The organism is Leclercia sp. J807 (assembly GCF_009734465.1).
Lineage (GTDB): Bacteria > Pseudomonadota > Gammaproteobacteria > Enterobacterales > Enterobacteriaceae > Enterobacter.
In genome coordinates, this window is sequence record NZ_CP046446.1 from 3,884,771 (window position 1) to 3,909,190 (window position 24,420).

26 protein-coding genes are annotated in these 24,420 nt (G+C 55.6%); 17 read left to right on the forward strand and 9 right to left on the reverse strand.

The genetic code is table 11. The annotated features are described in order from the left end of the window. Positions 1 to 35: 35 nt before the first annotated feature. Positions 36 to 1,319 carry an ABC transporter substrate-binding protein gene (locus GNG26_RS18385; RefSeq protein ID WP_156239739.1) on the reverse strand — a complete coding sequence of 428 codons (1,284 nt, stop codon included), beginning with the start codon at positions 1,317 to 1,319 and terminating at the stop codon, positions 36 to 38. Positions 1,320 to 1,332: 13 nt separating this feature from the next. Next, positions 1,333 to 2,511 (reverse strand): oligogalacturonate lyase family protein, encoded by a 1,179-nt coding sequence (locus GNG26_RS18390; protein ID WP_156239740.1) that lies wholly within the window; start codon positions 2,509 to 2,511, stop codon positions 1,333 to 1,335. Positions 2,512 to 2,673: 162 nt separating this feature from the next. Between GNG26_RS18390 and GNG26_RS18395 the strand changes: the two genes are divergently transcribed. Next, on the forward strand, positions 2,674 to 4,248 hold the full coding sequence (locus GNG26_RS18395; RefSeq protein WP_156239741.1) for a hypothetical protein: 1,575 nt from the start codon (positions 2,674 to 2,676) through the stop codon (positions 4,246 to 4,248). A gap of 220 nt (positions 4,249 to 4,468) precedes the next feature. Here GNG26_RS18395 and speA read toward each other — a convergent pair whose 3' ends face one another. Further along, on the reverse strand, positions 4,469 to 6,445 hold the full coding sequence (gene speA, locus GNG26_RS18400; protein WP_103822809.1) for a biosynthetic arginine decarboxylase: 1,977 nt from the start codon (positions 6,443 to 6,445) through the stop codon (positions 4,469 to 4,471). 8 nt (positions 6,446 to 6,453) lie between these two features. Next, the gene (gene yqgB, locus GNG26_RS18405) at positions 6,454 to 6,585 is read right to left on the reverse strand and encodes an acid stress response protein YqgB (protein ID WP_139156299.1); all 132 of its coding nucleotides are present in this window, start codon (positions 6,583 to 6,585) and stop codon (positions 6,454 to 6,456) included. A gap of 659 nt (positions 6,586 to 7,244) precedes the next feature. Here yqgB and metK point away from each other — a divergent pair. From metK to ruvX, 8 genes are all read left to right on the forward strand, one after another. Continuing rightward, positions 7,245 to 8,399 carry a methionine adenosyltransferase gene (gene metK / locus GNG26_RS18410; protein ID WP_103822810.1) on the forward strand — a complete coding sequence of 385 codons (1,155 nt, stop codon included), beginning with the start codon at positions 7,245 to 7,247 and terminating at the stop codon, positions 8,397 to 8,399. 208 nt (positions 8,400 to 8,607) lie between these two features. After that, positions 8,608 to 10,005 carry a galactose/proton symporter gene (gene galP / locus GNG26_RS18415; RefSeq protein ID WP_156239742.1) on the forward strand — a complete coding sequence of 466 codons (1,398 nt, stop codon included), beginning with the start codon at positions 8,608 to 8,610 and terminating at the stop codon, positions 10,003 to 10,005. Between the two features lie 71 nt (positions 10,006 to 10,076). Then, the gene (locus GNG26_RS18420; RefSeq protein WP_103822812.1) at positions 10,077 to 10,574 is read left to right on the forward strand and encodes a SprT family zinc-dependent metalloprotease; all 498 of its coding nucleotides are present in this window, start codon (positions 10,077 to 10,079) and stop codon (positions 10,572 to 10,574) included. A 94-nt stretch (positions 10,575 to 10,668) separates the two neighbouring features. Then, positions 10,669 to 11,376, forward strand: a complete 708-nt coding sequence (endA, locus tag GNG26_RS18425) for a deoxyribonuclease I (protein WP_103176920.1) — start codon at positions 10,669 to 10,671, stop codon at positions 11,374 to 11,376. 84 nt (positions 11,377 to 11,460) lie between these two features. Further along, entirely contained in the window at positions 11,461 to 12,192 is a 732-nt protein-coding gene (gene rsmE, locus GNG26_RS18430) for a 16S rRNA (uracil(1498)-N(3))-methyltransferase (RefSeq protein ID WP_103822814.1), read from the forward strand. 19 nt (positions 12,193 to 12,211) lie between these two features. Next, on the forward strand, positions 12,212 to 13,159 hold the full coding sequence (gene gshB / locus GNG26_RS18435; protein ID WP_156239743.1) for a glutathione synthase: 948 nt from the start codon (positions 12,212 to 12,214) through the stop codon (positions 13,157 to 13,159). 155 nt (positions 13,160 to 13,314) lie between these two features. Beyond that, positions 13,315 to 13,875 carry a YqgE/AlgH family protein gene (locus GNG26_RS18440; protein ID WP_103176923.1) on the forward strand — a complete coding sequence of 187 codons (561 nt, stop codon included), beginning with the start codon at positions 13,315 to 13,317 and terminating at the stop codon, positions 13,873 to 13,875. After that, entirely contained in the window at positions 13,875 to 14,291 is a 417-nt protein-coding gene (gene ruvX, locus GNG26_RS18445) for a Holliday junction resolvase RuvX (RefSeq protein ID WP_103822816.1), read from the forward strand. Before GNG26_RS18440 ends, ruvX begins: the two co-directional genes overlap by 1 nt. Positions 14,292 to 14,323: 32 nt before the next feature. Here ruvX and GNG26_RS18450 read toward each other — a convergent pair whose 3' ends face one another. Next, positions 14,324 to 15,019 (reverse strand): transcriptional regulator, encoded by a 696-nt coding sequence (locus GNG26_RS18450; protein WP_103822817.1) that lies wholly within the window; start codon positions 15,017 to 15,019, stop codon positions 14,324 to 14,326. Positions 15,020 to 15,111: 92 nt separating this feature from the next. Then, positions 15,112 to 16,095 carry a type IV pilus twitching motility protein PilT gene (locus tag GNG26_RS18455; protein ID WP_156239744.1) on the reverse strand — a complete coding sequence of 328 codons (984 nt, stop codon included), beginning with the start codon at positions 16,093 to 16,095 and terminating at the stop codon, positions 15,112 to 15,114. A gap of 17 nt (positions 16,096 to 16,112) precedes the next feature. Between GNG26_RS18455 and GNG26_RS18460 the strand changes: the two genes are divergently transcribed. The 8 genes from GNG26_RS18460 (at position 16,113) to GNG26_RS18495 (ending at position 22,545) form a co-directional block, all read left to right on the forward strand. Beyond that, positions 16,113 to 16,814, forward strand: coding sequence for a YggS family pyridoxal phosphate-dependent enzyme (locus GNG26_RS18460; RefSeq protein WP_156239745.1), 702 nt, complete (start codon positions 16,113 to 16,115; stop codon positions 16,812 to 16,814). Positions 16,815 to 16,835: 21 nt separating this feature from the next. Next, positions 16,836 to 17,402 carry a YggT family protein gene (locus GNG26_RS18465; protein ID WP_103822820.1) on the forward strand — a complete coding sequence of 189 codons (567 nt, stop codon included), beginning with the start codon at positions 16,836 to 16,838 and terminating at the stop codon, positions 17,400 to 17,402. Beyond that, complete coding sequence (yggU, locus tag GNG26_RS18470) at positions 17,399 to 17,695, forward strand: DUF167 family protein YggU (protein ID WP_103822821.1); 297 nt, start codon at positions 17,399 to 17,401, stop codon at positions 17,693 to 17,695. Before GNG26_RS18465 ends, yggU begins: the two co-directional genes overlap by 4 nt. Positions 17,696 to 17,698: 3 nt before the next feature. Further along, positions 17,699 to 18,292, forward strand: coding sequence for an XTP/dITP diphosphatase (locus GNG26_RS18475; RefSeq protein ID WP_156239746.1), 594 nt, complete (start codon positions 17,699 to 17,701; stop codon positions 18,290 to 18,292). Then, positions 18,285 to 19,421: a radical SAM family heme chaperone HemW gene (gene hemW / locus GNG26_RS18480; protein WP_103822822.1), complete on the forward strand. Its 1,137-nt coding sequence runs from the start codon at positions 18,285 to 18,287 to the stop codon at positions 19,419 to 19,421. The genes GNG26_RS18475 and hemW overlap by 8 nt, the downstream gene beginning before the upstream one ends. 283 nt (positions 19,422 to 19,704) lie before the next feature. Further along, positions 19,705 to 20,694 carry a TRAP transporter substrate-binding protein gene (locus GNG26_RS18485; RefSeq protein ID WP_156239747.1) on the forward strand — a complete coding sequence of 330 codons (990 nt, stop codon included), beginning with the start codon at positions 19,705 to 19,707 and terminating at the stop codon, positions 20,692 to 20,694. Positions 20,695 to 20,740: 46 nt separating this feature from the next. Next, on the forward strand, positions 20,741 to 21,244 hold the full coding sequence (locus tag GNG26_RS18490; protein WP_156239748.1) for a TRAP transporter small permease: 504 nt from the start codon (positions 20,741 to 20,743) through the stop codon (positions 21,242 to 21,244). Further along, positions 21,244 to 22,545, forward strand: coding sequence for a TRAP transporter large permease (locus GNG26_RS18495; protein WP_156239749.1), 1,302 nt, complete (start codon positions 21,244 to 21,246; stop codon positions 22,543 to 22,545). Before GNG26_RS18490 ends, GNG26_RS18495 begins: the two co-directional genes overlap by 1 nt. Before the next feature lie 43 nt (positions 22,546 to 22,588). On the opposite strand, the gene GNG26_RS18500 is transcribed toward GNG26_RS18495, so the two are convergent. From GNG26_RS18500 to trmB, 3 genes are read right to left on the reverse strand one after another with little or no spacing between them, the layout of a single operon-like run. Beyond that, positions 22,589 to 23,308, reverse strand: a complete 720-nt coding sequence (locus tag GNG26_RS18500) for a DUF2884 domain-containing protein (RefSeq protein ID WP_103822824.1) — start codon at positions 23,306 to 23,308, stop codon at positions 22,589 to 22,591. A gap of 52 nt (positions 23,309 to 23,360) precedes the next feature. Beyond that, positions 23,361 to 23,687 (reverse strand): YggL family protein, encoded by a 327-nt coding sequence (locus tag GNG26_RS18505; RefSeq protein ID WP_103822825.1) that lies wholly within the window; start codon positions 23,685 to 23,687, stop codon positions 23,361 to 23,363. Beyond that, a complete protein-coding gene (gene trmB, locus GNG26_RS18510; protein ID WP_114316815.1) occupies positions 23,687 to 24,406 on the reverse strand; it encodes a tRNA (guanosine(46)-N7)-methyltransferase TrmB in 720 nt (239 codons plus the stop codon). The genes GNG26_RS18505 and trmB overlap by 1 nt, the downstream gene beginning before the upstream one ends. Positions 24,407 to 24,420: the final 14 nt, after the last annotated feature.

Below are 24,420 nucleotides of genomic sequence, written 5' to 3' on the forward strand. Positions count from 1 at the left end.
TCCTTCCCCATCATCTGTGAACCGGTATCGTCGGGTTAGCGCATTGCTCTGCCCAGGATGCGTTCGGCATTACGGGAGAAGCTTTTCGCCGCCTGCTCTACCGTAAGGGTGCCCTGGTCGATATTTTCAATGGTGTTGTGCCAAAGCTCGACAAACTGCGGGTTATCGAAATAGGGCGAGGTGGGGATGTTATGGGGCAGTGCCAGAGAGGCGTTGATCCCGGCCACGGTAATGTTGTCCTTTTGGATCACTCCCTCTGCCTCCAGCTGCTGCGCGGCCTTTTTACTCAGCGGCGTGCCGCGCTCCAGCCCCATCGCTTTGACGCCCTGCGGATCGTTCATTAAAAAATCGATCAGCTTCGCCGCCTCCTGTGGGTGCTTCGTCGATTTCCCCACGCTGAACATCATTGTCGGCTTGAAGAATAATCCGGCATCTTTCGCCCCCGGCAGCATAAAGAATGGCCCCAGCTCCAGCTTGTTATAGGGCGCGGTCAGGTTGTTTTCATACATCACGGCATTCGTATTCCACATATAGATGCCACCCCATTTCCCCTGGATCCAGGGCTTCATCTCCCAGGTATTACTTTTGCCGTAAGAGGAGAGTACCCGCATGGAAGGGAAGACGTGGCTGTCGACAAGATCTTTATACAGCTGGAAGAACTCCACCCACTGCTTCGGGGTATAGTTGAACTTGCCCGTTTTCTCATTAATCGCCGGAATCGCGTATTTCTGCACCATCCAGGACTGTACCAGCGTCAACGACTCCATATAGTCGAGTACCAGCGGATATTTCTCTTTGTCTTTTGCCTGAAACGCTTTCCCGGCCGCCATCAGCTCCGGCCAGCTCTGCGGATAGCTGACGCCCATCTCCTGCCATAATTTCTTGTTGTAGTAGAAGCTGCGTGCTGTCACCGCCACCGGAATGCCGTTCAGCTTGCCGTTGACCGTGGTGGTGCTCAGGGACTGCGGATCATATTGCCCGAGGTCGAGCACCGCTTTCTGGCTGTAGAGATCATAAAAGCCGTTGCCGTCCCGGGAAAAAATAGGCAGCCAGTTCCAGTTGGTCTGAATGACATCCGGCTCGTTGCCGCCCGCAATCTGTACGGTCAGGCGCGAGAGGTATCCTTCCCACCCGGCGTATTCGGCCTTCACCTTGATATCAGGATATTTTTGCTCAAACAGCTTAATGGCGTTCAAGGTCGCCTGGTGGCGGCTGTTTCCTCCCCACCAGGAGATACGGATTTCCGCCGCCTGCGCCGCCGCAAGGCAGGAGCAGGCAAGCAATAATGAGGCGCTCAGGCAAGCGTTACGTTTCTTCATCGTTTGCTCCTTATTAAGCCTTAATGTTTTGCAAAACCTCAGGCGGGATCTCGGCCAGATAGAGCGCCGGTTTACCGTCTTTATCCGTGCTGAACAGCACCGCTTTTTCGTCGGGCGTAAACGAGGGGTGCGGATGCGTCACCTGGCGATCGCCGTCCAGCACCTGCCAGGAGGAGCTGTGACGGGCGATTTTGTAGGCTTGCTTTTTCCGCAAATCAAATAACCACAGGTAGGGATCGCTGGTATCGCCATAGCCGGAGTTATCGGCGATATCAATGGGCACGCCGGAACCGTCGCCTACGGCGAGGGAGCCATCTTCGTTACTCATAACGTGGGAACAGGGGGGCATCGCCATCAGGCGTTCATCCTGGCCGCTCTGGCCATCAATACGGCATAAATAGCGCACAGGGCTGTTTTTCACATAGGTGACGTACATCAGCGCCGAGCCATCCGGCACCCAGAATTCATGGGTATAGCTTTCGCCGGGAGCGGGCTGTCTGGCTTTACGAATATTGTTGCCATCTTCGTCCATCAGCCACATACGGGCATCAACCCGGTCCAAAGGCCCCTCGTGGCAGAAGGCCACGGTGTTATCATCAAAAGGTCGATAAATCGGATGCCCCAGCCACTGATTCTCCTCCAGCAGCGTGGTTCTCTCCCCTGTATGCAGATCGATGCGGATAACCCGACAGCGCGGCTGCTCGGCCCAGAAGGTCTGGAAGACGGTCCAGTCGCTAATTGGCCGCCAGCTGTCGCGATGGATCTCCACGCCGACAAGCTTATTGCAGGCGCTGTTCGCCACCCAGGTGCCATATCCCACCCACTCTTCCGGCACTTGATAAACGATCTCTTCCTGCAGCGTCGACAGATTTACCCGCATTAAATTGCGTTCGCTTTTGACATAATAGAGCGAAGTTTCATCCGGTGATAAAAATCCGCCAAAGGTATTATCGCCCGCGCCTTCCGTTAATTGCGTTGCTATACCCGTCGCCAGATCCAGCAAATAATAGTTGCGGTTAACATCGAACTCACCGGCAAAAATTAATTTGCTGCCACCATCAATAAAACATTTCTGGTAAAAGTAATTACGATGACAAATAACATCAACAGGCGTGAAGCGGGTAACTTTAGCGCCGGTATCCTCATCGATATAATGTTCAAAATGTAATTGTACCTTCATACCTTTCGCCATGGGAACTCCTCCTGTCAGGGCATAACAATCTGGCCTGCAGATGACACACGTTTTTAGCGCATTCGAGCAGGCTCACACTTTTTTTCTTACGCCAGCAGCGGCGTTTGATCTTTGCGGGGATCGCATCTAGCATGCGTTTTTTATCGCTGCGGAATGCGTTTAATGAATACAACGACGCCTTACCTGTTAATGGAATTTAATTCACCTGAAATATGGCGCTGGGCTTTTATTGAAAAAGCGGTACGACTGGCCACAGGCTATGGTTTTCAGGGCATTATTATTCACCAGCAGTCATTATTAGCGCGTCTGGCTCCGCCTTCACCGCATTGTAAAGGCGCCGATTTAATTAATCTCACTATCGCCCAGGAAAATGCCATTATTTATTTACGCAAAGTGGGCGACTATGTTCAACGTCATAATTTGCAGCTTTGGTTACAGGGAGAAGCCACCCCTAATAGCCAGGAATTAAAGTCAAAATTCCCGGAGTTTTTTCTTTCTGAAAATAACGAATCCCACTTTATTCACGCTTTTTTTCAGAACGTCATTCCGCACATTCTCGCCGCGTTGCCCACCGTTCGCGGTCTGCGCCTGTCGTTATCCACGCCCGACGTCAGCACCGAAAAGTGGATTAGCGCATTAAAGGCGTTATATAAGGGCATCCGGCAACTGGGACGCCAGCTTATTTTACGCGATTACCAGGACAAAACCTGGCCCCGGCATATGCTGCGGGAAGCGCTGGAGGCCTTGCCCGGCGACGTTCGCGCCTCGGTTAAAGCAACCGAACTCGATTACCGTCCCGGCTTTGCCGGTAATCCCAATCTGCTCAACATTCGCCACAACCAGAAATGGCTGGAGCTGGATCTCTGGGGGCTGGAATATGGCTGGACGCTGCTGCCCTGTTATCTGCTTGACGAGATCCAGCAGCGCCTTAGCTGGCTTAATCAGCTCGACAGTACGCCAGAGGCCATCACCGTCCGCGTCGACTGGGAGTGGCTGCCCGACCTGACGCTGGAAGATTCCGTTAACGAGCTTAATTTGTCCGGCCTCTCCCGGCTGATCCACGAGCCAGAGGTTGCCCCCCGTCAACTGATCGCTCCCTGGCTACAGCAACGCGCCCGCGCCCCTCTCACCTTGCCAACCCTTAACGCCATCAGCGATATTCTCGTCGCCAGCCACGAATGGAGCTGTAAAACGCCTACCCTACTGGGGCGGGTGCTGCAATCCCACAGCCGCCCCCCGGAAGATTTAGACCAGACCCTGCATCTGCTTCATCTTGATACCCGCGGCGCCAGCTGGACCCAGTCTTTTCAACCGCTGATGCCGAGCGACGATCCGGAGCTGGGCCACCAGCAGCGTCAGCTTATCGAGCTTGAGGACCAGCGTAGCCGCTTCCTGGCCGACTATATGTACAGCCGGGCATCTAACCTTCTGCCTGATAGCATGCTCACCGACGACGCCCGGCATATTCTCCTTTCCGGGGTAACCCGGGCGGTAAAATATAGCCATATCTACAGCGCGTTCACCCGGGCGCTGACGCTGAAACTGTGGCTGCGCAAATATGGCGAACAAGCGGATGTCAGGGCGGAATTCACCGCGGCGCTGGCACACTTTACGCATCAGAATCGCGAGCTTGAAACGTGGCTGCTTCAGCACGGCTCACAACATCCCTCCTCCTTTGCCACACTGCTCAATCCGCCACGCATCGCGGCGTTGATAGCAAGCCTGGCTCACGACTAAGCGATAGTGAAAGCATGGTGGCACAGGGGCGGGAAGTAAATCCGTCAGGCAAAAAGAAAAGAGCAGTTAGCGCAATCAGCGGTAGAAAAAGTGAGACCGATCACGACCTGGGGAAATTTCAGGTGATCTAACTCACATTTGAGCGGCAGGATTTTGTGATCGCCATCGACTGGCTGGGGCAGGAAAAGCCCGGCGATGCAAACGTCGCCGGGCACTGTCATTACTCGTCTTCCAGATATGTGTAACCGTACAGACCGGCTTCAAACTCTTCCAGGAACTGTTTCTGCAACGTATCGTCCAGGTCGGTCTTTTTCACCTGATCGCGGAACTGGGTCAGCAGTTTGTTCGGATCGAGCTGCACGTACTGCAGCATGTCCGCCACGGTGTCGCCCTCGTCAGAGAGCTCCACTTCCACGTTGCCGTCAGGGAAGACAAACACGTCAACCGCTTCGGTGTCCCCGAACAGGTTGTGCATGTTGCCCAGGATCTCCTGATAGGCCCCGACCATAAAGAAGCCCAGCATAGGTGGGTTCTCCGGATCGTACTCCGGCATTGGCATGGTGGTGGCGATACCGTCACCGTCAATGTAGTGATCGATCGCGCCGTCGGAGTCACAGGTGATATCCAGCAGCACCGCGCGGCGCTCAGGCACCTGGTTCAGCCCTTCCAGCGGCAGGACCGGGAACAGCTGATCGATACCCCACGCGTCCGGCATCGACTGGAACAACGAGAAGTTGACGTACATTTTGTCCGCCATACGCTCCTGCAACTCGTCGATGATCGGACGGTGCGCACGGTTGCTTGGATCGAGCTGTTTCTGCACTTCGTGGCACATGTTCAGATAGAGCTGCTCTGCCCAGGCGCGTTCCTGCAGGCTGTATGTACCGGATGAATAGCCGATATGAATATCATGCAGGTCCATCTGGCTGTCGTGCAGCCACTCGCGCAGGGAACGGCGGGTGCCCGGCTCGTGCATCTCCTGCCAGGTTTCCCACATGCTCTGCAGGGCGCGTGGCGCGTCGTCAGCAGGTGGTGTGGCTTCGGTGTATTCGTTGCGCTCAACGCCGATAATGTTGGAGACCAGCACCGTATGGTGCGCGGTCACCGCACGCCCGGACTCGGTGATCACCGTCGGGTGCGGTAGGCCATGCTCTTCGCAGGCATCGCCGATAGCCCAGATAATGTTGTTCGCGTATTCGTTCAGGCCGTAGTTCACGGAGCAGTCAGACTTGGAGCGAGTACCCTCGTAGTCCACGCCCAGGCCGCCGCCCACGTCGAAGCACTGGATATTTACGCCCAGCTTATGCAGCTCGACGTAGAAACGGGCCGACTCGCGTACGCCGGTGGCGATATCGCGGATGTTGGCCATCTGGGAACCGAGGTGGAAGTGCAGCAGTTGGATGCTGTCCAGACGACCACGTTCGCGCATGATCTCCACCAGCTGCAGAACCTGGTTCGCCGCGAGGCCAAACTTGGATTTTTCACCGCCGGAGGACTGCCACTTGCCGGAGCCCTGGGAGGCCAGACGCGCACGTACGCCCAGGCGCGGCACCACGTTCAGACGCTCGGCCTCTTCCAGCACAATGTTAATCTCAGACATCTTCTCGATGACCAGATAGACCTTGTGGCCCATCTTCTCACCGATCAGCGCCAGACGAATGTATTCACGGTCTTTATAACCGTTACAGACGATCACCGAACGGGTCATGCCGGCATGGGCCAGCACCGCCATCAGCTCCGCTTTGGAACCGGCTTCCAGACCCAGCGGTTCGCCGGAGTGGATCAGGGATTCAATAACGCGACGATGCTGGTTTACCTTGATCGGATAGACCAGGAAGTAGTCGCCGTTATAGCCGTAGGATTCACGCGCGCGCTTAAAGGCGGCGTTAATGGAGCGCAGACGGTGTTGCAGGATCTGCGGGAAGCAGAACAGAGCGGGCAGACGCTGGCCCTGCGCTTCGCGTGCTTTTACCAGTTTGGCGAGATCGACGCGCGCTTCCGGTACGTCAGGATCCGGGCAAACGCTGATGTGGCCCAGCTCGTTGACGTCGTAGTAGTTGTTACCCCACCACGCAATATTGTATGTGCGCAGCATCTTGCTGGCTTCCTGGGAGCTCATCGCAACCTCCTGCATAGAACGTAGTACACCCTGTTCGCCCGCTGACGAAGGCGAAAACGAAGACATGTCGTCAGACATAGCGAACCTCAACTCTTACTATTAAGTGTAAAACAGTTGACTACTATCGCAGCGTCAATCTGCGATAACAACCCATTATCCGACCGGTTTTCCAGCACAGAATGCTGAAAGCCGGGCCGTGCGACCGGTTTCTTATTCATATCATTGTAAAACACGTATCCGAACTCTGTATGACAAGGTCCGGCGAAACCACGAGAAAACTCTTGTATTAACAAGAGCGCCCTTGTTCAGTCTTCACAAAGCGTAGTGCCTGCCCGGGAATCCTGAGAAGCGCCGAGATGGGTATAACATCGGCAGGTTTGCAGATTAGAAATGCGAATGGCGGGGAACATGTTCCGGCCTGAAAGGCAGAACTGAATTAGCGGAAAACGACGGTTCATTATCTCGTATCACCTCCACGCAAGCCTGATAAAACTCGCGACAAGTTAAAGCTAAAAGTTCACTGCTTTACCCGGCTGGAAGTGGCGACACGAAGAAACGTCGTGTGCTTTTTTGTATGAGCCGCGCGCCGCGTTTTATACCGACAAGACGCGGAAAATGCAAAATATAAATGCGAGCATTGACGCACCGTCAGCAAAAATTTCCAGCAGGGTTTTCAGGGGCGTGTGGATACCTTCAAAAAAAGCTGGAAATCGGGCGAAGAAGTGACCTAAAATAGCCGTCCAGATGTTAATCCATCCATACCGATTAACACTCAGACTGCCAGTGTCACCATCTGCAAGTCCTGGTGGAAAAACCTGCCACGGCTATCCCACACGACAGTTTGAGCTAAACAAATTCTCCTTAGGTAAAATAAAACATGGCAAAACACCTGTTTACGTCCGAGTCTGTATCAGAAGGACATCCTGATAAAATTGCTGACCAAATCTCCGATGCCGTGCTGGATGCGATCCTCGAGCAGGATCCAAAGGCGCGCGTAGCGTGTGAAACTTATGTCAAAACCGGCATGGTGATGGTAGGCGGTGAAATCACGACCAGTGCATGGGTTGATATCGAAGAGATCACCCGTAACACCGTACGTGAAATCGGCTATGTACATTCTGATATGGGCTTTGATGCCAACTCTTGCGCCGTCCTGAGCGCCATTGGCAAACAGTCCCCTGACATCAACCAGGGCGTTGACCGTGCCGATCCGCTGGAACAGGGTGCGGGCGACCAGGGCCTGATGTTTGGCTACGCGACCAACGAAACCGACGTGCTGATGCCAGCGCCAATCACCTATGCGCACCGTCTGGTGCAGCGTCAGGCTGAAGTGCGTAAAAACGGCACCCTGCCGTGGCTGCGTCCGGATGCGAAAAGCCAGGTCACCTTCCAGTACGACGACGGCAAAATTGTCGGTATCGACGCGGTGGTTCTCTCTACTCAGCACGCTGAAGATATCGAGCAGAAATCCCTGCAGGAAGCGGTGATGGAAGAGATCATCAAGCCGGTTCTGCCGACCGAATGGCTGAATGCCTCTACAAAATACTTCATCAACCCAACGGGCCGCTTTGTTATCGGTGGACCAATGGGCGACTGTGGCCTGACCGGTCGTAAGATCATCGTTGATACCTACGGCGGCATGGCGCGTCACGGTGGCGGCGCATTCTCCGGTAAGGATCCGTCTAAAGTTGACCGTTCCGCAGCCTACGCAGCACGTTATGTTGCCAAAAACATCGTGGCTGCTGGCCTGGCAGACCGCTGTGAGATCCAGGTCTCCTACGCTATCGGCGTGGCGGAACCGACCTCCATCATGGTTGAAACCTTTGGTACCGAAAAAGTGCCATCTGAGCAGCTGACCTTGCTGGTGCGCGAATTCTTCGACCTGCGTCCATACGGTCTGATCCAGATGCTGGATCTGCTGCACCCAATCTACAAAGAAACCGCTGCTTACGGTCACTTTGGTCGCGAACATTTCCCGTGGGAAAAAACCGACAAAGCCGCCCTGCTGCGTGAAGCTGCCGGTCTGAAATAATCGACTGACCGCTTACTGAAAAAGCCAGCCTCGTGCTGGCTTTTTGTTTTTTAGGCCCCTGAATGCCCCGCCTGAAATCGCTTACATCGCGATAAAAACGCAGCCCTTTCGGAATACTCTCTTTGTCTGTCCCGCCCCTCTCACATACTTTTACAGCATCCCATTCAAAACTTTACATTCATAAAACAAAAAACCAACTGGAGGCTTCATGCCTGATAATAAAAAACAGGGACGGACGTCCAACAAGACGATGACATTCTTCGTCTGCTTCCTCGCAGCACTGGCAGGTTTACTTTTCGGCCTCGATATCGGCGTGATTGCCGGCGCCCTGCCGTTCATTACTGACGAATTCCAGATCGATTCCCATACCCAGGAGTGGGTGGTCAGCTCGATGATGTTCGGAGCTGCGGTCGGGGCGGTCGGCAGCGGCTGGCTCTCCTTCAAACTCGGGCGTAAAAAGAGCCTGATGATTGGCGCGATTCTGTTTGTTGCCGGTTCGCTCTTCTCTGCCGCGGCGCCTAACGTGGAAGTGCTGATTGCTTCGCGTGTGCTGCTGGGCCTGGCGGTGGGTGTGGCCTCTTATACCGCGCCGCTGTATCTGTCTGAGATTGCACCGGAGAAAATCCGCGGCAGCATGATCTCCATGTATCAGCTGATGATCACTATCGGTATTCTTGGCGCCTATCTTTCTGACACCGCCTTCAGCTACAGCGGCGCATGGCGCTGGATGCTGGGCGTGATCATTATCCCGGCGGTGCTGCTGCTGATTGGCGTCTTCTTCCTGCCTGACAGCCCACGCTGGTTTGCGGCCAAGCGGCGCTTTAACGATGCGGAGCGCGTCCTGCTGCGCCTGCGCGATACCAGCGCGGAAGCGAAGCGTGAGCTGGAAGAGATCCGCGAAAGCCTGCAGGTAAAACAGAGCGGCTGGGCGCTGTTTAAAGAGAACAGCAACTTCCGTCGGGCGGTGTTCCTTGGCGTGCTGCTGCAGATCATGCAGCAGTTCACCGGGATGAACGTCATTATGTATTACGCGCCAAAAATCTTTGAGCTGGCGGGTTACAGCAACACCACTCAGCAGATGTGGGGCACCGTTATTGTCGGCCTGACCAACGTGCTGGCGACCTTTATCGCCATCGGTCTGGTGGATCGCTGGGGTCGTAAACCGACGCTGACGCTGGGCTTCCTGGTCATGGCGGCGGGTATGGGCGTGCTGGGTACCATGCTGCATGTGGGTATCAACTCTCCAACCATGCAGTACGTGGCCGTGGCGATGCTGCTGATGTTTATCGTCGGTTTTGCGATGAGCGCAGGCCCGCTGATCTGGGTACTCTGTTCTGAGATCCAGCCGCTGAAAGGCCGCGACTTCGGTATTACTTGCTCCACCGCCACCAACTGGATCGCCAACATGATTGTCGGCGCAACCTTCCTGACCATGCTCGATACGCTGGGTAATGCCAACACCTTCTGGGTGTACGGCGGTCTGAACCTGCTGTTTATCGTGCTGACGCTGTGGCTGGTTCCTGAAACGAAACATGTTTCGCTGGAACATATCGAACGCAACCTGATGAAAGGTCGTCCACTGCGCGAAATTGGCTCCCACGACTGATCCGTCCGGCTTCCTCCCCTGCGGAGGAAGCCGCTTGCACCGCCTCGCCGCAGGCTCTATGCTCTGCTCCTATGAAAACACCCCGTCTCCCTATTGCGCTTCAGCAAGCCGCTATGCGCAGCCTGCGCGATAAACTGGCCCAGGCCAACCTGAAACTCGACCGGAACTACCCTGAACCTAAGCTGGTGTGGCAGCAGCGCGGCACCGCAGCAGGCACCGCCTGGCTGGACGCGTACGAGATCCGCCTTAACCCCGTTTTAATGCTGGAAAACCAGCAGGCGTTTATTGACGAGGTGGTGCCGCATGAACTGGCGCATCTGCTGGTATGGAAGCACTTTGGCCGCGTGGCGCCGCACGGCAAAGAGTGGAAATGGATGATGGAAGCCGTGCTGGGCGTTCCGGCTCGCCGAACCCACCAGTTCGAGCTTGATTCCGTTCGGCGCAATACGTTCCCCTATCGCTGCCCCTGTCAGCAGCACCAGCTTACGGTGCGTCGCCATAACCGGGTGGTGCGCGGAGAAGCAACCTACCGCTGCGTCAAGTGCGGTGAACCCCTTATCGCTGAGTAAGCGGCAGAACAATCAGGAACATTCCTGATCTACCTGATTGCATACAGGAACAACTTTCGTTACGTTGCGGGCTCGTTTTGACACGGAGTTCACGATGTCCCGTAATTTTTCTCTCGCGGTCGCATTTCTGACGACGGCGTTCTCAGGCCATGCGCTGGCCGAAGGTATCCACAGTTTCTCTCAGGCAAAAGCCGCAGGCGTAAAGGTCAATGCCGACGTGCCGGGCGATTTTTACTGTGGCTGCAAAATTAACTGGCAGGGCAAAAAAGGGGTCGTGGATCTGCAATCCTGCGGCTATAAAGTGCGTAAAAATGAAAACCGCGCCAGCCGCATTGAGTGGGAACATGTGGTTCCGGCCTGGCAGTTCGGCCACCAGCGTCAGTGCTGGCAGGATGGCGGGCGTAAAAACTGCGCCAAAGACCCGATCTATCGCCAGATAGAGAGCGATATGCATAACCTGCAACCCGCCGTGGGCGAGGTAAATGGCGATCGCGGCAACTTTATGTACAGCCAGTGGAACGGCGGCGAAGGCCAGTATGGCCAGTGCGCCATGAAGGTCGATTTCAAGGAGAAACTTGCCGAGCCGCCTGCCCGCGCCCGCGGCAGCATCGCCCGCATCTACTTCTATATGCGCGACAGGTATCACCTCAACCTCTCCCGGCAGCAGACCCAGCTCTTCAACGCCTGGGATAAACTCTATCCGGTGACGGCCTGGGAGTGCATACGAGACGAGCGCATCGCCAAAGTACAGGGGAATCACAACCCTTACGTCCAGCGCGCTTGCCAGGCGCAAAAGAGCTAACCTACACTAGCGGCAACTGTTTCTTAGCGTCCCCCTCTCCCCTGTGGGATGAGGGGGACTCAGCTCTTGATGGATTTCTTAACTATGCGTGTTCCTCGTATTTATCACCCAGAACCGATTGCCGCTGGCAGCGAAATCGCCCTCTCTGAAGAGGCCGCCAACCACGTTGGCCGCGTGCTGCGCATGGGTGCAGGCCAGGCGATTCAACTGTTTGATGGTTCAAATCAGGTTTTTGACGCCGAAATTATTCGCGCCGATAAAAAAAGCGTGCAGGTCAGCGTCCTGCGTGGCGACATCGACGATCGTGAATCACCGCTGCATATCCATTTAGGCCAGGTGATGTCGCGCGGCGAAAAAATGGAATTCACCATCCAGAAATCGATCGAACTGGGTGTAAGCCTCATTACGCCACTTTTTTCTGAGCGCTGCGGGGTTAAACTGGATGCTGAACGTCTGAATAAGAAGCTCCAGCAGTGGCAAAAAATCGCCATTGCCGCCTGTGAGCAGTGTGGCCGCAACCGCGTCCCGGAGATCCGTCCGGCCATGGATCTTGAAGCCTGGTGCGCGGAAGAGGAGCAGGGTCTGAAGCTCAACCTTCATCCCCGCGCCAGCGCCAGCATCAACACCCTGCCGCTGCCGGTTGAGCGCGTGCGTTTGTTGATCGGTCCGGAAGGCGGCCTGTCGGCGGATGAGATCGCCATGACCGCACGCTACCAGTTTACTGATATTCTGTTGGGACCCCGCGTTCTGCGTACTGAGACCACCGCGCTAACCGCCATCACTGCCCTGCAGGTGCGTTTTGGCGATTTAGGTTGAAGCATTAACGGAGAAGACAATGATCAAGCTCGGCATCGTGATGGACCCCATCGCAAGCATCAATATCAAGAAAGATTCCAGCTTCGCTATGCTGCTGGAAGCGCAACGTCGCGGCTATCAGCTCCACTATATGGAGATGAGCGATCTGTATCTGATTAACGGCGAAGCGCGTGCGCGCACCCGCATCGTCAACGTCGAGCAGAATTACGATAAATGGTACGATTTTGGTTCCGAGCAGGATCTGCCGCTTGCCGAACTCGACGTGATCCTGATGCGTAAAGACCCGCCGTTCGACACGGAGTACATCTACTGCACCTATATCCTGGAGCGCGCAGAAGAGAAAGGCACCCTGATCGTCAACAAGCCGCAGAGCCTGCGCGACTGTAACGAGAAGCTCTACACCGCCTGGTTCTCCGACCTGACGCCAGAGACGCTGGTGACGCGCAACAAAGCGCAGCTGAAAGCCTTCTGGCAGAAACATGGCGATATCATCCTGAAACCGCTGGATGGCATGGGCGGCGCCTCAATCTTCCGCGTTAAAGAGGGTGACCCAAACCTGGGGGTGATCGCCGAAACGCTGACCGAGCATGGCACCCGCTACTGCATGGCGCAGAACTATATTCCGGCGATTGTCGACGGCGACAAGCGCGTGCTGGTAGTGGACGGCGAACCGGTGCCTTACTGCCTGGCGCGTATTCCGCAGGGTGGCGAAACCCGTGGTAACCTGGCGGCCGGTGGCCGTGGCGAGCCGCGTCCGCTGACCGAAAGCGACTGGGAAATTGCCCGCCGCGTGGGTCCGCTGTTAAAAGCCAAAGGGCTGATCTTCGTTGGCCTCGACATCATTGGCGATCGCCTGACAGAAGTGAACGTGACCAGCCCGACCTGTATTCGTGAAATCGAAGCTGAGTTCCCGGTTTCTATCACCGGCATGCTGATGGATGCGATCGAAAAACGGCTGAAGCAGTAACAGTCCCAATATTTATACACACAACCCTTCATGCTGCATCAAGGCGCAGCCATTGCCCCGGCAGCGTGAAGGGTGAAGTGTATAGTGACAGTGTCGGGTTTTGTCCGCATACTGGGTGCTGTCGCTTTTTAAACCAGGAAACTGAACCTCTGACAATGAATTTACAGCATCACTTTCTGATTGCCATGCCTGCTCTCCAGGATCCGATTTTCCGCCGTTCCGTCGTGTATATCTGCGAGTACAGCGAAGAGGGTGCGATGGGGATTATCATCAATAAACCGCTGGAAAATCTGACTGTTGAAGGCATTCTGGAAAAACTGAAAATTTCCCAGGACGAACGTGTTCCTGAAATTCGTCTCGACAAACCGGTGATGCTGGGTGGCCCGCTGGCAGAAGATCGCGGCTTTATTTTGCATACGCCGCCCGGTTTCTCCTCCAGCATCCGCATCTCTGACAATACCGTTGTGACCACCTCCCGTGACGTGCTGGAGACGCTGGGCACCACCAGCCAGCCGGCGGATGTGCTTGTGGCGCTCGGTTACGCCTCATGGGAAAAAGGCCAGCTTGAGCAGGAGATCCTGGATAATGCCTGGCTCACGGCCCCGGCAGATCTGAACATTCTGTTTAAAACCCCTATCGCCGATCGCTGGCGGGATGCGGCAAAACTGATCGGCATTGATATCCAGACCATGCCTGGCGTCGCGGGGCACGCCTGATGAGCGGCACGCTTCTCGCCTTTGATTTCGGCACCAAAAGTATCGGCGTGGCGATCGGCCAGCGCATCACCGGCACCGCCCGCCCGCTGACGGCGCTGAAAGCGCAAAACGGCACCCCGGACTGGAACCTGATCGAACGACTGCTGAAAGAGTGGCAGCCGGACGAGGTCATCGTCGGTTTACCGCTGAATATGGATGGCACAGAACAGCCACTAACTGCCCGGGCGCGCAATTTTGCCAATAAAATTCATGGCCGTTTTGGCGTGGCGATTAAGCTGCATGACGAGCGGTTAAGCACGGTTGAAGCCCGCGCCGGTCTGTTCGAGCATGGCGGTTTTCGCGCGCTAAACAAAGGCAGCGTCGATTCCGCTTCTGCGGTGATTATTCTCGAAAGTTACTTCGAGCAGGGTTACTGATCCCCTTCCCTTTGCCCGGCAATCCGGGCAATTCACTCCTGGTCCGCCAGCAGCGTGGCGTTGAGCGCGGTCAGCTCATCAAGACGTGAGCGGACGCTCTCATCGTCAATATTCCACATACCGGCAAACGCCAGCGCGGCATGATGCGCTCCTACGGGTACCGCCATCGACACTTCACCGTCGTCGTGATGCCAGATCACACGTCCCTGCTCACGCTGCTGGGCCACATGCGGGGCGAGGTTTTGCCACTGCTCGGGCGTAAAGCGGGGGATCAGCGCGTCATCCGGTTCGCTCGCCAGCAGCGACATGCCAATCACCGATTGCCAGGCGGGGAGCATATGGAATCCAGCCAGCGCCTGGCTGGCCTGGCTGCCGGGAACGGCGTGCCAGATATAAATGACCTGATCCTCCCACAGCACCCCCAACGCCACCACGATATCGCGTGGCGCATGGCGCTCCAGCCGGGGCAAGGCGCGGGAGAACAGCTCCGAGCCACGGATGGACTGCGCCGCCAGGGCATGAATACCGGGGCCTGGCAGGTAGCGGCGGTGCTCGTCCTGCATGGTCAGGCCAATAGAGGCCATGGTCATCAGCAAACGGTTCACTCGGGTGGTGTTGATCCCCATCAGTCGTGCGAGTTCACGGCAACCGATAGCACGGCCGCTGGAAACCAGATATTGCAGACAGCGAATGCCGTCGATAAGACTTTGGTTCGGTTGTGATGACATAGCCGCTTTCAATCAGTGCAATCAGAAACTCGATTCTAGCGCTCATACCGCAGGAAACAAGGCCATGAGAGGCATTCTCTGCTGGCGCAAGCTTATGACAATCGCCCCTGCGCCCTGCGCTCAGCCAGGCTCTGCTCGAAGTTTTGCATGCCAGCCTGCTGCCCGGTCTGGATCACGCCGGGCAGTTGATAGGTTTTGCCTTCACGGATCAAATTGGCCGCCGCTGGGGTATTAACCAGCAGCTCGAACAGCGCGACGCGCCCCTGCTGGTTGTCCCTTTCGAGTTTTTGCGCCAGCACGGCCCGCAGGCTGCCTGCCAGCTGTTTACGTACCGGCTCTTTTTCCTGCGCGGGAAAGGCATCCACCAGCCTCTCCACCGCCTGGGCGGCGCCCCGGGTGTGAAGCGTCGCCAGCACCACATGCCCGGTCTCGGCGGCGGTAAGCGCAAGGCGGATCGTCTCGCTGTCACGCAGTTCGCCCAGCAGGATTACATCGGGATCTTCACGTAATGCTGCCCGCAGCGCGTCAGAAAAGGAGAGGCAATGCAGGCCAATCTCCCGCTGCTGAATCAGGCAACGCTTGCTCTGATGGATAAATTCCACCGGATCTTCGAGCGTCAGGATATGTCCGTCGCTATGGTGATTGAGAAAATCGACCATCGCCGCAAGCGTGGTGGATTTACCGCTGCCTGTCGCCCCGGTCACCAGTATCAGGCCGTTATCATTTGCCAGCAGTTCAGGTATCGCCCGCGGCGCTCCCAGTGTATGCAACTGCGGGCACTCGTCTGGAAGCAGGCGGAGCGCCAGGGAACACCCCTGCATATGTGCAAAGGCGCTGGCCCGCAGCCGCTGCTTGCTCGCAAGCGTAACGGCAAAATCCACCTGTCCCTGGGCGCACCATGCCCCCTGCTGCTCGTCGCTAAGCCAGCTTTTCAGCAGCATCGCGACCTCCGGCCCCGGAAAGGGGGCAAATTCCATTTTCCCTCGCCGCCGCCAGCGAGGTGGCGCGTTACTGCACAGGTGTAGATCCGACACGTTATGCTTTACACTAAGGGCCACAATTTCTTCCATATCCATTTAATGATCCCCGGAAAATGAACGACATTGCGCATAACCTGGCACAGGTCAGGGACAAAATCTCAGCCGCGGCAACAGGTTGCGGCCGTGCTTCAGAAGAAGTTAAGTTGCTTGCAGTCAGTAAAACCAAGCCTGCGAGCGCCATCGCAGAAGCGATTGATGCAGGCCAGCGCATGTTCGGTGAAAACTACGTGCAGGAAGGGGTGGAAAAAATCCGCCATTTCCGGGAAAAGGGCACCGCGGATCTGCAGTGGCACTTTATCGGGCCACTACAGTCGAACAAAAGCCGACTGGTGGCGGAGCATTTCGACTGGTGTCATACCGTCGATCGTCTGCGCATCGCCACCCGTCTGAGCGAGCAGCGCCCGGCCGAGATGCCGCCGCTTAACGTGCTGATTCAAATCAATATTAGCGACGAAAACAGTAAGTCAGGTATTGCTCTTGAACAACTGGAGCAGCTGGCGGAACAGGTTGCCGCTCTGCCCGGCCTGACGCTTCGCGGGTTAATGGCGATCCCGGCCCCTGAAACAGATTACGACAGGCAGTTTGCCGTAGCCCGGCAAATGGCTGTAGCATTTGAGGCGCTTAAAACGCGCCACCCAACGGTCGACACGCTTTCACTGGGCATGACGGACGATATGGCCGCCGCGATTGCGGCTGGCAGCACCATGGTGCGCATCGGGACAGCAATTTTCGGCGCGCGCGATTACACCCAATAATAAGGAAACCTGAGGAACGCCATGAAGACGTTGACCTTCCTGCTCTCAACGGTCATTGAACTGTACACGATGGTGCTTTTGTTACGCGTCTGGATGCAGTGGGCCCGTTGTGATTTTTACAACCCCTTCTCACAGTTTGTCGTGAAAGTGACCCAACCGATTGTCGGGCCGCTGCGCCGGGTGATCCCGCCGATGGGCCCGATTGACAGCGCCTCCCTGCTGGTTGCGCTGATCCTGTGCGTGGTGAAAGCGATCGTGCTGTTTATGGTCATCACCTTCCAGCCGATCATCTGGATCGCGGCGGTATTGATCCTGATAAAAACGATCGGCCTGCTGATTTTCTGGGTTCTGCTGCTGATGGCGATCATGAGCTGGGTAAGCCAGGGCCGTAGCCCGGTGGAGTATGCCCTGATTCAGCTTGCCGACCCGCTGCTGCGCCCGATTCGTAATCTGCTGCCAGCCATGGGCGGAATTGACTTCTCCCCGATGATCCTCGTACTGCTGCTGTACGTGATCAACATGGGTATCGCTGAACTGCTGCAGTCCACAGGCAATATGTTGCTGCCGGGGCTGTGGATGGCGTTATGAGTGCTGTCAGCACCTGCGCCGATGGGCTGGTTTTACGGCTGTATATTCAGCCGAAAGCCAGCCGCGATACGATTATCGGACTGCATGGCGACGAAGTGAAAGTCGCCATCACCGCCCCTCCTGTGGATGGCCAGGCCAATGCCCATCTGGTGAAGTATCTGGCGAAGCAGTTTCGCGTTGCGAAAAGCCAGGTGCTGATCGAGAAAGGTGAACTGGGCCGTCACAAGCAGGTCAAAATTCTAAATCCGCAACAAATCCCGACGGAAGTCGCGGCTCTGATACAACAGGATTAACAGATGCAAAAAGTTGTTCTCGCTACCGGTAACGCCGGTAAAGTGCGCGAGCTGGCCTCGCTGTTAAATGATTTTGGTCTGGATGTGATTGCCCAGACCGAACTGGGCGTGGACTCTGCGGAAGAGACCGGCCTGACCTTTATTGAAAACGCCATTCTGAAGGCGCGCCATGCTGCACAGGTCACCGGCTTACCGGCCATTGCCGATGACTCGGGCCTGGCGGTAGATGCCCTTGGCGGCGCGCCAGGAATTTACTCCGCCCGCTATTCCGGCGTCGATGCCAGCGATCAGCAGAATCTCGAAAAGCTGCTGGAAACGCTCAAGGATGTGCCGGATGAGCAGCGCAAAGCGCAGTTCCACTGCGTGCTGGTCTATATGCGTCACGCTGAAGACCCAACGCCGCTGGTCTGCCACGGCAGCTGGCCGGGCGTGATCGCCCGCGAGGCGGCAGGCAATGGCGGCTTTGGCTACGATCCGATCTTCTTTGTCCCGAGCGAGGGCAAAACCGCTGCGGAACTGACCCGCGAAGAAAAAAGCGCGATTTCCCATCGTGGACGCGCCCTGAAACTGTTACTGGAAGCATTACGTAATGGCTAATTTGCCACCATTGAGTCTTTATATTCACATCCCGTGGTGCGTGCAGAAATGCCCGTACTGCGATTTCAACTCGCATGCGCTAAAAGGCGAAGTGCCCCATGACGATTACGTTCAGCATCTGCTTGCCGATCTGGACGCCGACGTACCTTACGCGCAGGGACGTGAAGTAAAGACCATTTTTATCGGTGGCGGTACGCCGAGCCTGCTCTCAGGCCCGGCGATGCAGACGCTGCTGGATGGCGTGCGTGCGCGTCTTAATCTGGCAGCGGATGCAGAGATTACCATGGAGGCCAACCCGGGAACCGTTGAGGCCGACCGTTTTGTGGAGTATCAGCGCGCCGGGGTGAACCGTATCTCTATTGGTGTGCAGAGCTTTAGCGCGTCAAAGTTAACGCGTCTGGGACGTATTCATGGCCCGGATGAAGCAAAGCGCGCCGCTCATCTTGCGACCGGGCTGGGATTGCGCAGCTTTAACCTCGACCTGATGCACGGCCTGCCGGATCAGTCCCTGGAGGAAGCGCTGGACGATCTGCGCCAGGCCATTGAGCTGAACCCGCCACACCTCTCCTGGTATCAGCTGACCATTGAGCCGAACACGCTGTTTGGTTCACGCCCGCCGGTGCTGCCTGATGATGACGCGCTGTGGGATATTTTCGAGCAAGGCCACAGGCTTTTGACCGCTGCCGGGTATCAGCAGTACGAAACCTCGGCCTACGCGAAGCCTGGCTACCAGTGTCAGCACAACCTGAACTACTGGCGTTTTGGCGACTACCTGGGCATTGGCTGTGGCGCCCACGGCAAAGTGACCTTCCCGGACGGACGGATTCTGCGCACGGCTAAAACGCGCCATCCGCGTGGCTATATGGAAGGACGCTATCTTGAGCGCAGCCATGATGTTGAAGCCGAAGATAAGCCGTTCGAGTTCTTTATGAACCGCTTCCGCCTGCTGGAAGCCGCACCGCGCGCGGAGTTTACGTTGTATACCGGCTTGCCTGAAGCGGTAATTCGCCCTCAACTGAATGAAGCCATCGCCAAAGGTTATCTGACCGAATGCGACCAGTACTGGCAAATCACCCAGCAGGGGAAATTGTTCCTGAACTCCCTTCTTGAGCTGTTCCTCGCAGAATAATGCCTGATGCGCCTCCGGGCGCATTTTTATATCGTTAAAACCGAATAAACATTACGGCTTTTTAATCACAAATAAAGTAGACCATATATTTTTGGCTGAATCATTAATCCCCCTCCGTCTATTTATCTAATCCAGCGCACATTTTAATAATAAACCCCTACTCCATGCGGAAATTACGATTACTATTGCGACACATGTACGACAACTTTGTTAATCTGTCATACAAATAAAAGTAACGCGTAATGGAATTAGTGATAACGACCTTTTAGCATGGAGCTTAATAATGAAAACTCGTTCGTATTTACGTTTATTATTATCGGCACTTTCAATTACGTTATTCGCTACTGCTGCCAGCGCAGCGGATAAAATCACCCTGAAACTGGCGCATAATCTCGAACGTAGCCACGTTGTCCACCGGGCGTTCGAAGCCATGGCGAAAGATGTTAAAACGCTCTCTGATGGCACCATGACCATACGGATCTATCCCAGCAGCCAAATGGGCAATGCCCGCGAAACCATGGAGCTTTTACAAAATGGCGCGCTGGATATGACAAAAGGCTCAGCCAGTGATTTAGAATCCTTTGATAATATTTACGCCATCTATAATTTACCTTTTTTATTTCGCGATCAGGCCCACTTTAATACCGTCGTATTTGGCGACATCGGCAAAGAAATTATGGCGTCGACCAAAGAGAGAGGCTTTTTTGCGTTATCCGCTTACGTTGCTGGCACCCGTAGCTTTTATGCTAAAAAGCCCATTACCAAACCAGACGATTTGAAAGGGCTTAAAATTCGCGTTCAGCCAAGCCCCACCACGATAAAAATGATTGAACTTATGGGTGGCTCGCCAACGCCCGTCTCCTTCGGCGAAGTCTATACCGCCATGCAGCAAGGGGTGGTTGATGGGGCGGAAAATAATGTGCCGTCATGGGTACAAACTCGCCACATTGAAATCGCGAAGGTCTTTTCTGAGGATGAACACGCCTCAATACCGGACTTTCTGGTTATCGCCACCAAAACCTGGGACGCTCTGACCCCGGCGCAGCAGCAGATCCTGGCAACCGCCGCCAGCAACTCGCAGGTTTATCAGCAAAAACTGTGGGATGAGATTGATGCGCAAACCCGCGCCCAGGCGAAAGCGATGGGTGGTGAGATTATCAAAGTTGATAAAGCCCCCTTCCGCGCCGCGGTTCAGCCGCTGTTTGATGATTTCAAAAAAGATCCCAAACAAGCAGCCCTGTTAGCGAAGTTTGAAAACGCGGTACCGCAATAATTTTTCTAAGGGCCGCATCAGGCCCTTTTTCAACGGGATATTCACCATGATATTTAACCGCCTTAAGGCTGCGGTAGACCGCGTCATTGCCGCTTTTTGCGTGCTGGTGATGATTGCGCTGGTTATCTGTGTGGTGTGGCAGGTTGTGAGTCGCTACGTCCTTAACCAACCCAGCACCCTGACCGATGAGCTGGCGCGCTTCTTAATGATCTGGGTGGGGTTGCTCGGTGCGGCTTACAGCGTGGGCGCCCAGCGACACCTCTCTATCGACCTTCTCGCCCTCTCCCTGAGTCAGCCTAAGCAGGCGCTGTTGAGCCTGCTGGTCAACCTGATGATCTTTGTTTTTGCCGGGCTGGTCATCGTAACGGGAGGCATCCGGCTTATCGGTAAAACCCTTGAGACGGCCCAAGTCTCTGCGGTCATGCAGATCCCCATGGGTTACGTCTACCTTATCCTTCCGCTGAGCGGCCTGGTGATCATGTTTTATGCCCTGAATTTTATGTGCCAGAGCCGGCTGGCTCTGAAAACCGCAAACGTGGAGGCGTTATAATGGAAAACGCAGTAGCGCTCACGCTGTTTGGCAGCTTTTTTGTGTTGGTTTTCATTGGCGTCCCGATCTCTTTTTCGATTGGTATCGCTACGGTGGCCTCCATGCTGCTGATGTTCCCGTGGGAGATCGCCGTCGTCACGGTGTCCCAACGTCTGGCGAACGGCCTGGATAATTTTTCGCTGCTGGCGATCCCGTTTTTTATCTTTGCGGGCACGCTAATGAACAGCGGCGGAATCGCCATACGGTTGATTAATCTGGCCCAGGTGATGGTTGGCCGGGTTCCCGGCTCGCTCGGTCACGTGAATGTGATGGCGAATATGATGTTTGGCTCCATCTCTGGTTCCGCGGTAGCCGCCGCGGCCGCCGTTGGCGGAACGCTTCACCCTATCCAGACAAAGCAGGGTTACGACCCCACCTTCACCACGGCGGTAAACGTCACATCCTGCATCACGGGCCTGCTCATTCCCCCTTCCAACGTGCTGATCGTCTTCTCCCTTACCGCGGGCGGCGTCTCGATAGCCTCACTGTTTATGGCGGGCTACCTGCCGGGTCTTCTGATGGGGCTGGCGGTTATGATCGTCTGTGCCGTCATTGCTAAACGCCGCGCTTATCCACTCGCTGAGCGCCCCACCCGCGCTCAGGCGATAAAGGCCTTTTTTGACGCGATGCCAAGCCTGCTGCTGGTCATCATCGTTATGGGCGGCATTCTGGGCGGTATCTTTACTGCCACGGAGGCATCGGCCATCGCTGTGGTCTACACCTTTATTCTGTCAGTGCTGATTTACCGGGAGGTGAAATGGCGGGAGTTACCCAGGCTGATTCTGGAGTCGGTGGTCATGACCTCCATCGTCTTGCTGCTGATCGGCTTTTCCGTGGGGATGTCCTGGGCGATGACCAACGCAGACATTCCGTATTTGATCAGCGATACGCTGATGGGGATCTCTGATAATCCGTTGATTATTCTGCTGCTGGTTAATATCGTGCTGCTGATCGTCGGGATCTTTATGGATATGACCCCTGCGGTGTTGATCTTTACCCCTATTTTCCTGCCTATTGCTCAGGAGCTGGGGATGGATCCGGTGCATTTCGGCATTATGATGGTGGCCAATCTCTGTATCGGCCTGCTGACGCCGCCGGTGGGCAGCGCATTATTTGTCGGCTGTTCTATTTCCGGGGTGAAGATCCAGCAGTTGATTAAACCTCTACTGCCGTTCTACTTAGCCCTGATAACCGCGCTGATGCTGATTACCTACATCCCTGCAATTTCGTTGTTTCTTCCTGAACTGCTGGGCTTAATGTGATGCAGACCAGCAAAGGGCGTCCCCCTTTGCTGGTTCAATAGCGTTACTTCAGCCCGCCCACCAGCGCCTTGCGGCTCTCTTCCAGCGAGACAACGCGCTGACACACGTCTTTGCCGAATGCCTTGAAATCCGCTTCCTGGTTTTTCCACTCGTTCTGGATGGCGGTTTGCAGGCCGCCCAGGCTACCCAGCACACCCTGCAGCGGGTTGCCGCCGCCTTTCAGTACCGCTTTGGCGCCCATCTCGTTAATGCTGTCCTGCAGAATGCCGCCCATCGCCTGGTTCACCAGCTGCTGGCCGTCGGCGCGCACCTGATCGATCGCTTTATAGTGGAACGTCAGGCCATCGGTGCGATGCTCAATAATGCGGTTCATCTGCTCTTTTAACTGCGCATCCAGTTTGGTGAGGCGCGAGCGCATATTGCTGCTCTCCCCTGCCTCTTTAGCGATGATCCTATCCAGCGCGACACGGCCTTTTTCCACGCGGGTCAGAGCGCCTTCGTCGATCCACGGCAGCGCGCTGCGCAGATCGGCCTGATAGTCTTTTGCCTGTTCACGTTGGGCTGCGCTCAGCGTGTACTGCTTGCCGTTAAACATGACGTTGCCATCCGGGGTGATCACCAGATTGCCGTTCTCGCCTTTTACCTGCACGGTTTGCGGGCTCAGGATCACGTCGTCACGCGGCGTGACTTCACATTTGTACTCTGCGTGAGCGGTGAGTGCCGTGGTCATTAAGGCCGCGGCGAGCAGCGTTTTGCGCATCATATATTCTCCCTCATACAAAATGGGCCAGCAATTGCTGGCCCCTGATGCTCTATTAGTCCCACCAAATGTCGAAAAGTTCGCTGATGCGCACCTCTTCGAATTTGTGGTCTTCCAGCCACTTACGCACAATGGCCTGATCTTCTTCGGTACACTTGCCGATCTCTTGTTTGCAGATCAAACCTTCCCAGGCCAGGTAGCCGCTGCCGTCAAACGCCAGCTTGTTCGGCTCAATGACTTCATTGATGAAAGCATCGACATCTTCATCAATTTTTTCTACGCTGGTGCCTTCCGGGAAACGCCATGCAACCGAAAAACCCACCTCCTGGAACTCTTCGATGTGCATTTTCTTACGCAGACGACGGCTACGGTTCTTTGCCATTATTTCACCCTCTCGAACATTAAGTCCCATACGCCGTGACCAAGACGATGGCCACGCTGTTCAAATTTGGTTACCGGACGCGATTCAGGACGCGGTACATAGTCATTGCTCGCAGACTGGTTTTTATACCCGTCCAGCGCCGACATCACTTCCAGCATATGTTCCGCATACTGTTCCCAGTCGGTTGCCATATGGAAAACACCACCCAGCTTCAGTTTGCTTCTGAGAAGTTCAGCAAACGGCGCCTGAACGATACGGCGTTTATTATGACGTGCTTTGTGCCACGGGTCAGGGAAAAAGAGCTGAACCATGCTCAGAGAATTGTCAGGAATCATCTTGTGCAGCACTTCTACCGCGTCGTGACACATCACGCGCAGGTTCTCGACGCCCTCTTCGTGCGCTGTCGCCAGACACGCACCGACGCCCGGGGAGTGGACTTCAATGCCGAGGAAGTTCTGCTCCGGGCGCGCTTTTGCCATAGTCACCAGCGAAGCGCCCATGCCGAAACCGATCTCCAGTGTGACCGGTGCGTCGCGGCCAAACAGCGCCACAAAGTCGAGCGGCTGTTCGGTGAACTCAACGCCCATCACCGGCCAGTAGTTATCCAGCGCGTGCTGCTGCCCTTTGGTCAGGCGCCCCTGACGGCGGACAAAGCTGCGAATACGGCGCAGCGGGCGACCGTTTTCATCAAATTCCGGTGATATGACGTCGTTTTTCATAAAAGAGTAGTCTG

Bases quoted from the DNA above. Each gene is read 5' to 3' on its own strand.
- GNG26_RS18385 (WP_156239739.1), bottom strand. From the start codon at position 1,319: ATGAAGAAACGTAACGCTTGCCTGAGCGCCTCATTATTGCTTGCCTGC.
- GNG26_RS18450 (WP_103822817.1), bottom strand. From the start codon at position 15,019: ATGTCATCACAACCGAACCAAAGTCTTATCGACGGCATTCGCTGTCTG.
- GNG26_RS18465 (WP_103822820.1), top strand. From the start codon at position 16,836: ATGAAGACGTTGACCTTCCTGCTCTCAACGGTCATTGAACTGTACACG.
- GNG26_RS18495 (WP_156239749.1), top strand. From the start codon at position 21,244: ATGGAAAACGCAGTAGCGCTCACGCTGTTTGGCAGCTTTTTTGTGTTG.
- endA (WP_103176920.1), top strand. From the start codon at position 10,669: ATGTCCCGTAATTTTTCTCTCGCGGTCGCATTTCTGACGACGGCGTTC.
- GNG26_RS18475 (WP_156239746.1), top strand. From the start codon at position 17,699: ATGCAAAAAGTTGTTCTCGCTACCGGTAACGCCGGTAAAGTGCGCGAG.
- GNG26_RS18455 (WP_156239744.1), bottom strand. From the start codon at position 16,095: ATGGATATGGAAGAAATTGTGGCCCTTAGTGTAAAGCATAACGTGTCG.
- metK (WP_103822810.1), top strand. From the start codon at position 7,245: ATGGCAAAACACCTGTTTACGTCCGAGTCTGTATCAGAAGGACATCCT.
- GNG26_RS18505 (WP_103822825.1), bottom strand. From the start codon at position 23,687: ATGGCAAAGAACCGTAGCCGTCGTCTGCGTAAGAAAATGCACATCGAA.
- trmB (WP_114316815.1), bottom strand. From the start codon at position 24,406: ATGAAAAACGACGTCATATCACCGGAATTTGATGAAAACGGTCGCCCG.
- GNG26_RS18440 (WP_103176923.1), top strand. From the start codon at position 13,315: ATGAATTTACAGCATCACTTTCTGATTGCCATGCCTGCTCTCCAGGAT.
- gshB (WP_156239743.1), top strand. From the start codon at position 12,212: ATGATCAAGCTCGGCATCGTGATGGACCCCATCGCAAGCATCAATATC.
- rsmE (WP_103822814.1), top strand. From the start codon at position 11,461: ATGCGTGTTCCTCGTATTTATCACCCAGAACCGATTGCCGCTGGCAGC.
- GNG26_RS18485 (WP_156239747.1), top strand. From the start codon at position 19,705: ATGAAAACTCGTTCGTATTTACGTTTATTATTATCGGCACTTTCAATT.
- yqgB (WP_139156299.1), bottom strand. From the start codon at position 6,585: ATGAATAAGAAACCGGTCGCACGGCCCGGCTTTCAGCATTCTGTGCTG.
- hemW (WP_103822822.1), top strand. From the start codon at position 18,285: ATGGCTAATTTGCCACCATTGAGTCTTTATATTCACATCCCGTGGTGC.
- GNG26_RS18490 (WP_156239748.1), top strand. From the start codon at position 20,741: ATGATATTTAACCGCCTTAAGGCTGCGGTAGACCGCGTCATTGCCGCT.
- GNG26_RS18460 (WP_156239745.1), top strand. From the start codon at position 16,113: ATGAACGACATTGCGCATAACCTGGCACAGGTCAGGGACAAAATCTCA.
- galP (WP_156239742.1), top strand. From the start codon at position 8,608: ATGCCTGATAATAAAAAACAGGGACGGACGTCCAACAAGACGATGACA.
- GNG26_RS18500 (WP_103822824.1), bottom strand. From the start codon at position 23,308: ATGATGCGCAAAACGCTGCTCGCCGCGGCCTTAATGACCACGGCACTC.
- GNG26_RS18395 (WP_156239741.1), top strand. From the start codon at position 2,674: ATGAATACAACGACGCCTTACCTGTTAATGGAATTTAATTCACCTGAA.
- GNG26_RS18420 (WP_103822812.1), top strand. From the start codon at position 10,077: ATGAAAACACCCCGTCTCCCTATTGCGCTTCAGCAAGCCGCTATGCGC.
- yggU (WP_103822821.1), top strand. From the start codon at position 17,399: ATGAGTGCTGTCAGCACCTGCGCCGATGGGCTGGTTTTACGGCTGTAT.
- GNG26_RS18390 (WP_156239740.1), bottom strand. From the start codon at position 2,511: ATGGCGAAAGGTATGAAGGTACAATTACATTTTGAACATTATATCGAT.
- speA (WP_103822809.1), bottom strand. From the start codon at position 6,445: ATGTCTGACGACATGTCTTCGTTTTCGCCTTCGTCAGCGGGCGAACAG.
- ruvX (WP_103822816.1), top strand. From the start codon at position 13,875: ATGAGCGGCACGCTTCTCGCCTTTGATTTCGGCACCAAAAGTATCGGC.